The sequence below is a fragment of the Paenibacillus sp. sgz302191 genome (assembly GCF_057749925.1).
In genome coordinates, this window is the sequence record NZ_JBYLHY010000009.1 from 205,662 (window position 1) to 220,207 (window position 14,546).

Sequence of the window (14,546 nt, forward strand, 5' to 3'; positions counted from 1 at the left end):
CTAAGACTGGAAAGAGAGGACATCATGAAAAGAAGAGCGTTTCAGTTTATTGCCCTGTCGGCCGTCTTGCTTTGCATCATCATCTTGTCTTCCGCTTCGTATTATTGGAGCGTGGCGGCGAAGACGACGAATCCTTCCGCTCGGGCTCAGGCTTCATTGGCACTCATGGGCGACAGCCGGCTTTTGTGGATGCTTGGCAGTCCGGACGATTCCTTTGTTGAGTTCGCCAATTACGACGCCGGCATCCGAAGGTACTCGGCCTCGGCAGCCCCGGCTAACGGCGCGAATTGGAAAAAGGTGCCCAAAGGCCTCAACAAATCGGTGAATCCCGATTTCAGCATCGACTATTCCCTGGACACGGTTCCGGAATACGGCGTTCAGCTCCAGGTCAAGGTGCTGGGTGCCTACAAGTCCGTTCCGCAGATGGCTGTATTTTCCAACGGCATGCTGTCGGGCATCGTGCAAATCGCCGGCGTCGGCGGGACGACAAGCAAGTATGCTTACAAAAAGACGTACGATCTTTACATCCCGAAGGAAATGCTGCGGCAGGGCGACAATGAATTGAAGCTTGAGGCGATCGGCTGCATGTACTGTTCGCCGGCGGAAAACCAGTACCTGTGGTGGAACTGGGATTACATTGCGCTGACAGCTTTGCCGGCGCCGGCGGAGGAGCCGATTCACGGCAATTACATCGCGTCCGGCACGAGCGTCAACAATATGTCCTTCTATTACGACGAAGGCGCCGTCCGCCACCTTCCGTACGTGCTGAAATGGCTCGGCATCGCCTATAGCGGCAACATTATGCGGACCGGCTGCGCCACGGATGTCAAGAATGCCTGCTCGTCCATCAAGGAGTATTATGAGACTTTGCGGGACTACAATACGCAAGCCGTCTCTTTTCACCTGCATACAGGCAACATCAAGCTGAAAGCGGACGGCACCCTGCCGGACGACGCCGAAGCGAAGCTGGCCGATTATTTGAAAAATTACGGTTCGCTCTTTCAATATTATGAAGTGGACAACGAGCCCGGCTTGTTCAACAGGTCCAAGGCGGTCAATCTGGCGATTGCCAAATGGCTGGGCGAACATATTCCCATTTTGGCGCCTCATATGAAGACGGTAGCTCCCGGATGGGCATACGCCCCGGAGTATGAGGAGAAAGCGTGCAAAAACCAAGCGCCCGGCCAGACTGCCCGCTGCGGCGATCCGGACGGCTGGGAAAGCGATCCGGCCCAGCGCAAGGAGCTGGAGCGGGTGACGGATTTGACCAACGGGCACGCTTACGGCTCATCCTACGTGGATAACGATGGCGGGAGCTTCGTGGAAAATTTGGAGACGTTCGGAGGAGCGGAGGACGGCTTGCCGAAAATGATGCTGAACACCGAGTACGGGACGTCGGACAGCCACACCGACGACAAGCAGTACGGGGCCGTTCAGCCGAAAGCGGCCGCTTTCGACCGCATCATGCGCGCCCATATCGGCTATGCGGACATGTTCACGCAGCATGCGGCTTTTTATCCGTCGTATTCGCTGTTCGAAACGGGCTTTGATCTGAACGGCCATAATCCGTCCGAGACGCGAATCCACAGCAACCCGTCGGAGCAGGATTCCCGCGCAGCCGTCATGCGCAGGCTCAATCTGGCCTATGCGACCCATGGCCGGCCGCTGGCCTACGAGGTCACGAACAAGAGCGGCTTGACGGGCAAGCTGGTATATGTTCGCGCTGTGGATACCTCATCGTTGAAGCCGCTGCCCGGATCGCAGGGGACATCGGACAAAATATTGCTGAACTTCGTCAATTTTGAGAAAACCGCGCAAACGATAGAGGTCAAAGTGATGATGCCGGAAGCGGCGGAATTTGAAGGGGAACGGTTCGGAGCGGGCGACACGTATGAGGAAGCCCGGACGTACGTATCGGGGCTGCAAGCCGCCTCCGAACTGCAGCTGAAGGAAACGCTCGCGCCGGGCGAAGCGGTGCAGTATATTTTGACGCGTTCCGCGAAAGTGAAGCCCAAGGCCTCGGCCTGGCTGGATGCGGTGCCTTTGCAGCAGCATGCGATCGAGCTGGACTGGCAGGAATCGGAAGGGGCGCGGGGCTACGATGTATGGCGCAGCTCCATTCCGGGCGGCAGCTACACGATGATCGCCGAAAATATACAAAAAACGCATTATTTCGACAATGACACGCAGCCTGAAACGGCTTATTCTTATCAAATACAGGTGACGGGGACTAAACGGGGTTCTCCGGTCACGCAGGCGACCGCCACCGATTATGCGTCTTTGGACCGTAAGGATTGGGCGGTTTCCAGCAGTTCCGGGAAGCCGGAGCGCGCGATTGACGACAATCCCAACAGCCGCTGGGATACGGGCACTGCGCAGACGGAAGGGCAGTACTACCAGGTCGATATGAAAAAAACGGCGGAGATCAACCGGATCGTGCTCCGGACGGAAGGCTCGCCGAACGATTTCTCGAAAGGGTACGAGGTCTACCTGTCGGACGACGGCTCCGCATGGGGAAGCCCGGCCGCGGCGGGGCGCGGGGCTACGGTGACGGACATCCGCTTCGCGCCGCGGCGGGCCAGATACGTGAAAATCGTGCAAACCGCGAGGAGCGGCAGCTACTGGTCCATCCATGAGCTTTACGTTTACGGGATCGGCGAGAGTCCAGGCGCACCGGGCTGATACGGAGTCAGCCGCTTGCGGCTCCGCTGCTCTTCCAGCAGCCGGGCCATCCACTGCTGCATGTTTCGGGATTGTGGCGTGGCCAGGGAAGGATGAGCGAGATTGCGCGTTTCGAGCGGGTCCTCGGTCAAGTTGTAGAGCTCATACTCTTCCGGCACAGGCTCGGTTTTGACCGTCACGGCGCAAGAGGCGCAGGCCGACCACTGCGGAGGCCCGCCGGCATACCCGCCCGGAGGCGGCACGCTGACGGTGACATCCCGGACTCCGGGCTCGCTCCAAAACTGCTCGTTGTCGAAGTAGCGGGAATACTTCCACAGTTCTTTGACGTTATTTCGCCGTACGGTGGCGATAACGGTTTCGATGTGGTTCGGTTGGACAACGGCGGGATAGGGCACTCCGAGCAGGCTGACCTGGTGCTGGCCGCGCAGAAGGTCGTCCTCGGTCATGAAATAGATCGGATCGTCCAGCGGATCGGTCTCGTCCTGTTCCAGAAGCAGCCGCGAAAGATCGCGTCCTGCCAGGGGGTGAACCTGGCTGAACTTGCTTTGCAGCCGGCTCTCGATCGCCGCGATATCGGCGCCCGCCAAGCCCAGCATGGTGGGCAGAAGATCGAGGTGGCTGGTCAGCGATCGAAAGGCTCGGCGCTGCGGGAACAGCTTTTGATGGTGAATGAGACAGGGGACGTGCAGCATCTCCTCGTAAGCGCAGTACATTTTTTGGTGCAAATGGTTGTGGGCCCCCAGCAAATCGCCGTGATCGGACGTAAAAATGACGATCGTGTTTTCATAGAAAGGCGAGTTCACGAGCGCATCGAAAACTTTGCCCATCTGTTCGTCGGCGTTTTTTTGCAGCTGGTAGTACAGCTTGCGGTAAAACGGCTCGTCGATGATGGGCTGCAGCGCCAGGGGATACAGATCCCGGTAGCTCGCCTGGCATCGCGGTTTCGTGTCCAGAGGTTCGTCCAGAGTCGGCGGCGGATCGACCGGAGGCATGGGATCCACGGCGAACCGGAAAAAAGGCAGCCGCTCCGTGACCGAGCCGTACAGCGTAATATCGTGCGGATTCACGAACGATGCGACGAGGAGCCACGGCTCGGCGCTGCTGCCGGCGCTTTGTTCGCGGCCGAGCGCCTCGATAAGCTGCGCCGCCTCGGCGGCGTAGACGACGTCTCTGCCGCTGACGCCGAATGCCGCCGACGAGGCGGAGTTTCGCGGGTCGGCGCCGTGCGGCTCGGGGCCGATCCAACTGGAGAAGCCGAAGCTTTCCAGGGGATCGGCCTGCAGGTACAAATCTTCCTCCGCCCGATCGGGCACCCCGGTCAAGGGATGATAGCTCGGAACGCTGCGGTGCGTGCCCGGAATCCCGATATCTTCAAAGGAGATATGCCACTTTCCTTTATAATACGTCCGGTATCCCGCCTCGCGGAAATAATTTCCCATCGTCGGCACCGTATTTCTACCCAGCCAAAACATATCGGAATCGAAGGATCTCTTGGCCAATCCATTGGTCTGGCTGACGCCGTGGAGCGACGGATACTGACCCGTAAACAAGGTGGCGCGGCTCGGACAGCAGGCGGTGCTGCCGATATAATGCCGATGGAACTCCAGACTGTTCGCGCGTAACCGCTCCTGCGTCGTAAGATTTTGCCTGCGCCATTCGCGGATTTCCGCATTTTCGTATACGGGAGGATAACGCTCCTCATCAACGAGCAGGACGAGAAAATTAGGCTGTTCCGGCTTGCGTGAAGGCTCCCCGTTCCTAACCATGGCATACACATCCTAAGCGTTTTTTACCTAGATTATGCCGGGGAGCTTCAAAAGAGTATTCATGCGTTCTTTTCCCTGTATTGACCCGGAGTAATGCCTTCCTGCTTGCGGAACGAGCGGATAAAGTTTTGCGGATTGTTGTACCTGAGCCTGGATGAAATATCCTTAATCGGTATATCTGTCTCGGCCAGCCATTTCTTCGCCATATTAAATCTGTAGGCGGATAAATATTCGCTGAACGAATGGTTCGTTTCTTTGCGGAAAATACTGCTTAAATAATTAGCGTTGTAATGCAGCTGCGAAGCGCACTCCTCCAGCGTCAAATCCGTGTCGTAGCAGCGCTGCACCAGATCGATGATTTTCTCCGAAATGTTGTGGTACTGCGCATCCTGCCGGTCGCGGAAAATTTTGATCATCGGATATACGACCTGCGTCCAGAACCAGTCTTCGATTTCAGCCGCGATTTGCAGCTCCAGCAATTCCTCGAATAAAGAGCCGTTTCCGGGGTGAATCTGATTCAGGCTGATGCCGGATTCCTGCATGACGATCAGCAGATTGTTCAGGAAGCGGGCCAGCGGAACCTGGTACTCCTGCGGGGACAGCTGCGCCGAAAGCACGGACTGCAGCAGCTGCTTCAGCAGTTCCTTCGATTTATCCTTCTCCGCTACTTTGATGGCGTCCTTCAGTTCCTGCTCGATATGCTTCGGATAGTTCAGATTCAAATAATGCTTGCCCGAGTTAATATTCTCATATTGAATAATGATGCCTTCGCCCAGCTTGATCCGGTGCTTCAACGCTTCCAGCCCTTCCCGGTAGGCGATGGACATGTTCGTAAACGACGACGTCGGCAGGCTCATGCCGATGCTGACCTGCAAGTTCAGGTAGCTGAATATTTTTTGCTGCAAATTTTCCGTCAAGGCGTACAAAGTGTTGCGGAAAGCCGCCGGATCGCTGTCCGGACTGCCGATCAGTGTGACGACGGTATGGTCGATAATGACCGGCGCGAACCGCTGCTCGGTTCCGATCAGTTCCTCGATAATGTTGTGCACCGCGAACAGCAGCAGATCCACGTCCTGCTTTTCGTACCTGGTATTGTCGATCGAGTCGATCTGCACCGTAATGGCGGCCATCGTTCTCCATTCGGCCATTTGGGCGCCGTAGCCGAACTGCTGCAGCTTTTCCAGCAGCTCGTTATGTTTGATGTTGCCTTGGAACGCTTTGATCAGGAAAAACGTGCGCACCTGCTGGATATGCTGGCGCACTTCGTTTTCCAGTTGGGATTTGGACTGGAACAAATCGCGGACCTGCTCGCCGATCATCTGGAACTCGTTGGCTTTGCGCTGCTGGTTCACGGTTACGAGCTCTCCGATCTGCTTGAGCAGCAGTTGAATCGGCGAATACATTCGGCGGGAGCCCAGCCATGCCAGCAGCATGGAGACGAGCAGCATGATCACGCACACATAAATCGTATAGGTACCGATTTTATTGGATTCCTTGGTCAGGCTGTCGATGGACGTCACCGACAAGTACGCCCAGCCGTTCAGATTGGAGCGCAAATACGTCACCGCGTACGGCTTTTGATTCATCTGCGTGGTGAATTGGCCGCGGGGCTCCGATGGGAGCTCGATATTTTTTAGTCCCGTTTCGGCGACCGGCTTGCCGATGAACTCGGGGTTCGGGTGCATCAGAATCCGGTTGTGCTCATCGATGATCATAATATCGTCATACTGCGGCGTATCGCTGCTCAGCAAATCCTGCAGACTGCACGCCGGTATGTTGGCCAGCGCTATCCCGAACTGCTCGAACCCGGTGGTCGGCAGCTTTTTGACCAGGCTGATATGGTAATCGCAAGCGACGCTTCTGGCATTTTCCTCCGTGTAAAACCATGCGGACGGATTCAGCACCCAGGAGCTGTTCTCGGACCCGTTCATCAGTGCGGCCAACTGGTCGTGGTACGGGTACTCGTTGAACTTGTACAGCCCGGAGTTTTTGACCATCCAGTTATAGCGTCCGTTAATAAGGACAACGTCTTCCAGCTTCGTATCGAAAGACTGCATGTAGCGAATCTCGCTGCGCAAGTCGTCGTACATTTTGAAATCGTTTACAGTCAGTGGAATATCCAACGCTTTTTTTAGCACGGTAGAATTAATCACTTGATTCAAAGTATGGTTGACAGTCGTTAATTTCTGCTCTACATTTGAATTAATTTGCATGATTAGCTGCATTTTACCTTCGTTTACATTTTTTTGGATCTCTTTGGAAGAAGTCACAAACGAGAAAGCGCCGATGAAAATGACCGGAAGCGTGCTCAACAAGAACCCGAAAATCGTCATTTTGCTCAAAAAACTTAAAGAACGCACAGCATCCAACACCTTATCATGGAGGTTACGAAGCATCTAACATGTCTATTGTAGTAAACGCTTTAGTTCAGGACAATAATCATCTGGACGGCGGATAATCATTTTATTAGATTATGACGATAAATCGAAGTATTGACAAGGGGGATTCGTATGAACATGGGCTCGGTACAAAGAAATAAGAGAATTGCTGGCCTGGTATTTATAACGTTGGCTATTGTGTGGCTGAGCGCCTGCGGGAACGATCATGCGGCACAATCCGGGTCTGCTGCCGACGGGCGGCCGGAGATTTCCATTATGGCTCCTTTGCATTTTCCCCAACCTCCGAATCAGAATCTGGTAGAGGAAATCGAGCGGATGACCGGGACCAAACTTGAAATGAATTGGGTTCCTGCCGGTATTTACACGGACAAGGTGAACACCTCGCTGACGACCAACACGCTGAAAAAAGCGACTTTTATCAAATATTCGGACTATATCATTTTAAAAAATTCAATCCGTTCCGGCTCGTTTTGGGAGATCGGACCCTATTTGAGCCAATACCCGAATCTGAAGCAGCTCAACCGGGACATTCTCGGCCAAGCGGCGGTTGACGACAAAATATACGGTTTATACACGGAGCGCCCCTCGTCCCGCCAGGGAATCATTATCCGCGAGGACTGGCTGAACAACCTCGGTTTGTCCAAACCGACGAACCTGGATGAGCTGTACAACGTATTGAAGCAGTTTACATACGGGGACCCCGACGGGAACGGAAAGCAGGATACGATCGGATTAACCGACCGGAACGATCTGGTGTTCGGCGCGTTCAAGACGCTGAGCTCCTATTTCGGCACGCCGAACGGCTGGAGCATAGCGGACAATCGGTTTGTTCCGGAATTCGAATCGCCCGCTTACATGGATACGATGGATTTTATGAAAAAACTGTACACCGAGAAGCTGATCAATCCGGATTTTGCCGTGACCAGCAAGGAAGTGCAGCGGGACAAGCTGATCCGCGGCATCGCGGGCGTATATATCGGCAGCATGCAGGATGTGCAGCGGCTGGCCGATGAAAGCAAAGCGGTCAACCCGAAAGCGAAGTACACGCTCGTGAATCGCATCGAAGGGCCCACCGGCTTGAGAGTATGGTCAATTCCCAACTATAACGGCTTGTATTTATTTTCAAAAAAAGCGATAAAAACCGAAGAAGAATTGAAGCAAGTACTCGCATTCTTCGACCGGACGATGGACAAGGATGTCGCCAACCTGCTGCGTTACGGCATCGAAGGGAAACATTACACCAAAGTGGGCGATCAGGTTCGACTCTTGGAGGAAACGTCACAGTTGCGCGTGGACGAGGTGAACTCGCTTTATACGCTGATGATCGCGGATTTGAGCAATCCGAAGGTCATGCACATCGCCGAACAGGAGTCTTTAACCCAACTTGCGGATCAATTGAGCGCGGATAATGAGAAATTCATTGTTAAAGATCCGACGGTTAATCTGGAATCCAAGACGTATGACGAGAGGGGATTGGAGCTTTACAAAATTATTTCCGACGCGACCTTCAACTATATACTGGGTAACTTGAGTAAGGAAGAGTTCAGTCAAGAAATCGCCCGCTGGAAGCAAAACGGAGGGAATCAGATCATAGAGGAATACAGCAAAGCGTATTTTCTAAAAAAAGCAAAGTAGCGTCGCTCGTGGGCAATCGTTCTACGTAGCACCCAGGCTATAAAATCGTTCATCCCGGGCGGCCGGGAATAGAACGCTGACATACAACAAGCCAAGGTTCGGCACCTTGGCTTGTTTGGGTTTTTGTAAGTGGAGTTTTGTGGTGAATTATGGAATTTGATTCACGTCGATGATCTGGTGTTATGACTGCGGCCACTTGTCGTTGGTTAATTTTGACATACTAGTACCGCAATTTGTCACTCTTTTTGATTTGTTTTGCCAGACGATACTCCGTTACGATCCGATTTCTTTTTGTTTGTTGACTCCAACCTTGTTGTTGCCTACTATCAATAGATAAACAACTAAAACAGAAATAATAAGCAGGAAGGAACCCCCTAAATAAAAGGATGCATTCACACCTAGATTTTGCGAGAACATGCCAAACACAACCGGACTAAGTAGTTGTCCTACCCTATTCACTGTTTGGCTAATACCTATCGTAATTGATCGTTCCTCTGGATCTGCACTATCGGCAACGACAGAGTTGCTAAGTGGAATCGCTATTCCCATCGCTAATCCTATGATAATAGAATTAATAAGCTGTAGTACAAAATTGTTGCAAATTGGAATGATAGCTATTGAAACAGCTAGTACTACAGAACAAAGTACTAAGGCCCCTGAGCGTCCTCGAGCTACTTTTATAACGAGTTCTAATATGGATCTGCTCGCAATCGCCGCTAGTGATCGAGCCGCCATAATAAAGCCAACAGCAGTCAATGTATAACCAATGTCCTTTAGATAAACGGGTAAGAATAAAAATCTAGCACCGTGAGCAAATAAAACACCGCAGCCTACTAACATTCCGATTGAAATTTTCCAATTTAGAGATTTTTTTAGATCTTGTAAACGGAATGCAGGCTTTGAAGCATTAGTTTTAGAAATATTACCTATGTCAGTTAAATAAAATGCTAAGAATGATAAGCCAACCAAAATAACACTTAAAAACAACCAGACCATACCATAACTTTTAAAATCAACTAATAAACCTCCCAGAATGGGGCCAATCAACGAACCAATAGATGCATAAACCATAAACCAACTATAATTTTTATCCATATTATTGTTAAGATTACTGCTTAAATTGGCTACTTGAGTCTGAAGGCCCACGGTAAAAAAGATTTCGGCAATTTTTAATATAGATAACATAATGACTAGTTGAATAATGGAGGGGAACAAAAAGAGCATAAAACATGAACAAGCGCTTATCAAACTTGCAACAAATAATGGTAACCGAAGTCCCCATTTCTTTGTAGCGATGCCAGCGGGTACAGCCGCCAACAATGGAGCTAAACTAGCGATTGTCATAATAATACCAACGGAATTGTAGTTTCCCCCCCATTCTTTAATAAGTATAGGGACAAAAGATGGATACATGTTTGTACACATAAAAAAGATGGCTACGATGCTCAGTACGATTGCTAATTCACGGTTTTTTATCAATTTCAAGGGGCAACTCCTTTACTACTGCGTTATAGATACTGGATTTCCAAGGACATCAAATAAATCGGAATTACATTCCATTTGGTTTAAATACTCATCTTTCGAAATAAATACATTATGCCAAACTAAAAAACCAATTATTGTAAATATCCTGCAAGATAGTACAGATGCCTTGTAATAATCCCCTGTTTCATGTCCACTTTCAATGCTATATTCAAATCCTTGCAGTAATTTATTAATTGATGTCAAATTAAAAAATTCCTTGGTTGTTTCTGACTTAAGTATTAAATCAAAAATTTTGTGCCGGGTTTCTTTATCTTCCAAAAATATATAGGAGTAGGGAGAGGTAGACTCCGTAGCTTTGACAAGCTCTTGACAAACCTCAAGAGGTAAAGTTTCTTTTGATATTTTAACGTGCAAATTTTTAAATATGAGATCCTCTTCACTCAAATGTCTGTCAATAAAGTCTATATATTTGTTACTAAGAAAAGGAAGTCTTGAAACGATACCATATTGCTTATGAACTAGTCTTTTTGTTAGAAAATAGTTTGTAAAAACTGTAGAATAATTTTCTAAACTTAATTTCATAGAAGGATAGTTATGACTGCTATTTAATAACCAAGATGCTTCTATGTCAGTGAAAAATTTGTAAGTAAAAATTCTATCAATTTCTCCAAGGCGCAATCTTCCATATTTAGGATAATCATAGATTGTTTTTGGTTCAACTAACTTCTCAACCATCTCATAGTATAATTTTTTATCATACACTTGATCGTTAGCATCCCCTCCTATCACGATATCGATATGATTATCATTAATGACATCAGCTAAACAAGCTTGAAAAATTAGACCGGGTTCTGATATTGGTTCTCCGAGGGCAAACATCATCTTGGGTAATCTATGTATATCTTCTGCTTTTACTGTATAGTCGTACAGACTTAGCTTATACCCCTTCTGTCTATAAATATCTACAATTCTGCGAATATTGTTAATCTCTGATTTTACACTTGTTGAACCGTAGGAAAACAGTTTGAGATCTAAATCTGGTTTGTGTTTTAACATTCGTGATAATAGGAAGTTTGAGTCGTATCCACCACTAAACATGACAGCAATTTGTTTGTTTCCTAGTTCTTCCATCCTAGAATGTAATGCATCATCAAATGTTTGTATTAGACCTGCTTCTTTATCCTCTCTAGAGTATTCTCCTTTTACATACGGATTTGGCAATAATGATAATTGATTTGAATTATAATCATATTCTAGAATCATTTCTGTTGGAATCTTGTATACATCTTGAAATAGGGTTTCGTTCCCGGGTACAAATGCGTAGTGTAAGTAAGTAGGCAACGCGTCTTTATTTACTTTTGGTTTTATTTTTGCCTTTCTAAGTAAAAGTCTTACATCACTTGATAAGAAAAGAGTATTGTTTTCACTGTAGTAATACATATGATTTAATGATGTATGTCGATCTTGAATGATGAACACTTTTAGCAATTTATTATCAAAAATCGATATAGTAAAAAAACCATCCAATTGATTAAAACCTTTCACACCAAATTTCAAATAGATTTCAGCAATCACATCCAAATCATCCTCATATTGATTTTCAGATTTAAAATCCATTAGATTATGTATTTCCCCAACTATTGAAATTACAACATGGTTATAAAGCTTAACTGATTTATTTTGCTTTTCGTTTAGAGAAATTCTATGCGCCTCTAATTGAATTTTTGTGCTTGAGTAAGTATGAGATGTTAATTCTTCTTTTGCGTCATTTGCTGCAGAATTAAGATCAAAATATTGCTGATCTCTGTTTACCATTAAATACAAATAGTTTAAATTCATAATTCTCTCACTCCATTTTATGATATTTTTACTTGTAATATTTTGCCTTTTTCAAGAATACATAATTGTTTATAGTTACGTAAATAATCATTTGCTCATATTTGGTACGGGTATAATAATTTTCTAATATTTGGTATTTGTTATTTGTATGTATGCAAAGAGAGAAGGAAAAACCTATCGTCAGATTCATACGGATTTCCATACAACCTTTTTTTCGAGACCACCCTCAAAAAAAGGGCGACATTTCTAATAATGGCTTCCAAGGAATATAACTCTTGTTGGCGAATATATACACCGGAGGCTATTCCTTTCGTCTTGGTTAAAGTGAATAACAATGTAATTGGGGTGCGATAAATGGGAAAGATAATTTGTTTTGTATCAGAAGAATTTGCTGATTTTGAGATTACACTTGCATTACATAAAATTAAGAATGTTGGAAAAAAAGAAGTCTTTGCAATGGGATACAACTATGATCCTGTAGTTAGTGAATCCGGTCTGTATTATAAACCTAATCTGACAGTTTATGCAGCTATGGAACTGGATGATATTGAGGGACTCATTATCCCTGGCGGACCAATTCGAGACCAGCAAAAAGAACTAACAGTACTCATAAATAAACTTGATCAAGAAAAGAAGATGATAGCTGCAATATGTCATGGTCCACAATATTTGGGAAGAGCAGGAATTTTAAATAGAAGGAAATTCACCACCTCTTGCTCAATAGAAAGAATCAATACATTAGGTGTAGAAGATCCATTTCCACGCGAGAATTTCCTTGATAAGCGTGTAGTAAGAGACGGACATGTAATTACTGCAAATGGTCGTGCATTTGTTGATTTTTCTTTTGAAATTTTTGATTTCCTGGATATTTATCAAGGTAAGGATGAGGAAAGCGAACAATTGTTTAAAGATATAATGGACAGATAAATTATGATTATCAAGCTTTCAACGGGAAGGCCAGCTTATTAACGGCTGTTATGAGTAATTTTTAATCACCCAAGTGGATGTATTTGTTTGTCATCTGCAGGGTGATTTTTTTGCATGCGCCCGTAGGGTCCCCGGTGTGTCATCTTCCGCGGCAATAATCATTATCTCACATCCTTGTTATGCAAGGCCGAAATGGTGAAATGATTGTTTCGGTAATCTATACAGGTGTGTAGTGTAGGAGGTGTAGCAGCACAAAACCATTAATTGTGGAGGTCTGACAAATATGAAGAGAAAACTGGTCTCGATTCCCCTGAGCGTTCTGCTCGTTTCCAGCGTCCTGCTGGCCGCTTGCTCAGACGGGGGCAAAACGGCGACTCCCGCATCGACTGCAAGTGGGGACACTCCTAAAACAACTGACAATAAGCCGACGGCAATCACGATTATGGCTCCGCTCAACATTCCGGAAACACCGCCGGACGTAGTGATTAAGGAGCTGGAGAAGCTGACGAACACGAAGTTAACGTTCCAATTTTTCCCTGCCGATACCTATGAAGAGAAGCTGAACACGACTTTTGCGACAGGCGGCCTGCCTCAGGTGACTTATCTGAAAAACCAGGCCACGTTCATCCAAATGAAGTCGGCGATTCGCGACGGCCAATTTTGGGAAATCGGGCCTTACCTGAAGGACTTCCCGAATCTCGGCAAATTGAAATCAACGACCAATGACAACACGAAAGTTGACGGCAAGCTGTATACGCTTTACCGCGGCGTAGATATCGCCCGCCAAGGCATTATCTACCGGAAAGATTGGGCCGACAAGCTCGGACTCAAGCCGCCGGCGAATCTCGATGAGCTGTACGCGATGATGAAGGCGTTCACCGAGGGAGACCCTGACGGCAACAGCAAGAAGGATACGATCGGTCTGGCGGACCGCAACGATTTGATCTACGGCTCCTTCAAAACCGTAGCGACCTGGTTCGGCGTTCCGAACAACTGGGGGCTTAAAGACGGCAAGCTGCAGCCGGAGTTCATGTTTCCAGAATATGTAACCGCGATGGATTTTTATAAAAAGCTGCGCGACGAAGGCATTATCAATAAAGATTTTGCCGCGACAAGCAAAACGGATCAGCAAAAGCTGTTCACCAAAGGCACGGCGGGCATGTATATCGGGGCTATGACAGAAGTTACGTCTCTGAACAAAGATTTGATCAAAAACGTTCCTACGGCTGTCGTGGATGTGCAAAGCATGGTTGCCGGCCCTGAAGGCAGATTCTCGTCGTGGGCCCTAAATGGCTACAACAACGTGGCTTTGTTCCCGAAATCGGCGATCAAAACGGAAGCGGAACTGAAGAAAATCTTGGCATTCTTTGACAAAATGATGACCCCTGAAGTAGCCAACCTGATGTACTGGGGCGTTAAAGACGCTCACTACAGCGTAATCGATAACAAGGCGAAGAAACTGGATGACGAAAAATGGACGCGTGAAGTCAAAGTTTTCTCTGATATGGCCATTGGCGACGAGGATACGACCGGCAGATATTTGGGCATACCGACCATACCTGCCCAAGGCAAGGCGGATGAGCTGAAATTCGCCAATCTGAAGTACGCCGTGCAGGATCCGGCCGCTGCGCTGGACTCCAAAACGTACATCGAGAAAGGCGTGCAGCTTCAAGACGTAATCAAAGACGCAACCTACAAATACATTTACGGCAACCTCGACAAGGCGGGATTCGATAAAGCTGTAGAGGATTGGAAAAACCGCGGAGGCAGCAAAATTATCGAAGAATATAATGCCGCGGGCAAAAAATAACTG

At 47.9% G+C, this 14,546-nt stretch carries 8 protein-coding genes; 4 read left to right on the top strand and 4 right to left on the bottom strand.

Going from position 1 to position 14,546, the window contains the following annotated elements; genetic code table 11:
• The first annotated feature begins 24 nt into the window (after positions 1 to 24).
• Positions 25 to 2,682 (top strand): discoidin domain-containing protein, encoded by a 2,658-nt coding sequence (locus AC3G2T_RS15645; RefSeq protein ID WP_488436074.1) that lies wholly within the window; start codon positions 25 to 27, stop codon positions 2,680 to 2,682.
• Here AC3G2T_RS15645 and AC3G2T_RS15650 read toward each other — a convergent pair.
• Both AC3G2T_RS15650 and AC3G2T_RS15655 read right to left on the bottom strand, forming a co-directional pair.
• On the bottom strand, positions 2,646 to 4,448 hold the full coding sequence (locus AC3G2T_RS15650; RefSeq protein WP_488436075.1) for a sulfatase family protein: 1,803 nt from the start codon (positions 4,446 to 4,448) through the stop codon (positions 2,646 to 2,648). The two genes, AC3G2T_RS15645 and AC3G2T_RS15650, sit on opposite strands and share 37 nt — an antisense overlap.
• 59 nt (positions 4,449 to 4,507) lie before the next feature.
• Positions 4,508 to 6,808 (bottom strand): AraC family transcriptional regulator, encoded by a 2,301-nt coding sequence (locus AC3G2T_RS15655; protein WP_488436076.1) that lies wholly within the window; start codon positions 6,806 to 6,808, stop codon positions 4,508 to 4,510.
• Positions 6,809 to 6,958: 150 nt separating this feature from the next.
• Here AC3G2T_RS15655 and AC3G2T_RS15660 point away from each other — a divergent pair, with 150 nt between their 5' ends.
• On the top strand, positions 6,959 to 8,482 hold the full coding sequence (locus tag AC3G2T_RS15660) for an extracellular solute-binding protein (RefSeq protein WP_488436077.1): 1,524 nt from the start codon (positions 6,959 to 6,961) through the stop codon (positions 8,480 to 8,482).
• Positions 8,483 to 8,755: 273 nt separating this feature from the next.
• Here AC3G2T_RS15660 and AC3G2T_RS15665 read toward each other — a convergent pair whose 3' ends face one another.
• Entirely contained in the window at positions 8,756 to 9,967 is a 1,212-nt protein-coding gene (locus tag AC3G2T_RS15665; protein WP_474684178.1) for an MFS transporter, read from the bottom strand.
• Positions 9,968 to 9,982: 15 nt separating this feature from the next.
• Positions 9,983 to 11,806, bottom strand: a complete 1,824-nt coding sequence (locus AC3G2T_RS15670) for an asparagine synthase-related protein (RefSeq protein ID WP_474684179.1) — start codon at positions 11,804 to 11,806, stop codon at positions 9,983 to 9,985.
• Positions 11,807 to 12,160: 354 nt separating this feature from the next.
• Between AC3G2T_RS15670 and AC3G2T_RS15675 the strand changes: the two genes are divergently transcribed.
• On the top strand, positions 12,161 to 12,733 hold the full coding sequence (locus AC3G2T_RS15675; RefSeq protein WP_474684180.1) for a DJ-1/PfpI family protein: 573 nt from the start codon (positions 12,161 to 12,163) through the stop codon (positions 12,731 to 12,733).
• Between the two features lie 283 nt (positions 12,734 to 13,016).
• Complete coding sequence (locus AC3G2T_RS15680) at positions 13,017 to 14,543, top strand: extracellular solute-binding protein (RefSeq protein ID WP_474684181.1); 1,527 nt, start codon at positions 13,017 to 13,019, stop codon at positions 14,541 to 14,543.
• Positions 14,544 to 14,546 lie beyond the last annotated feature (3 nt).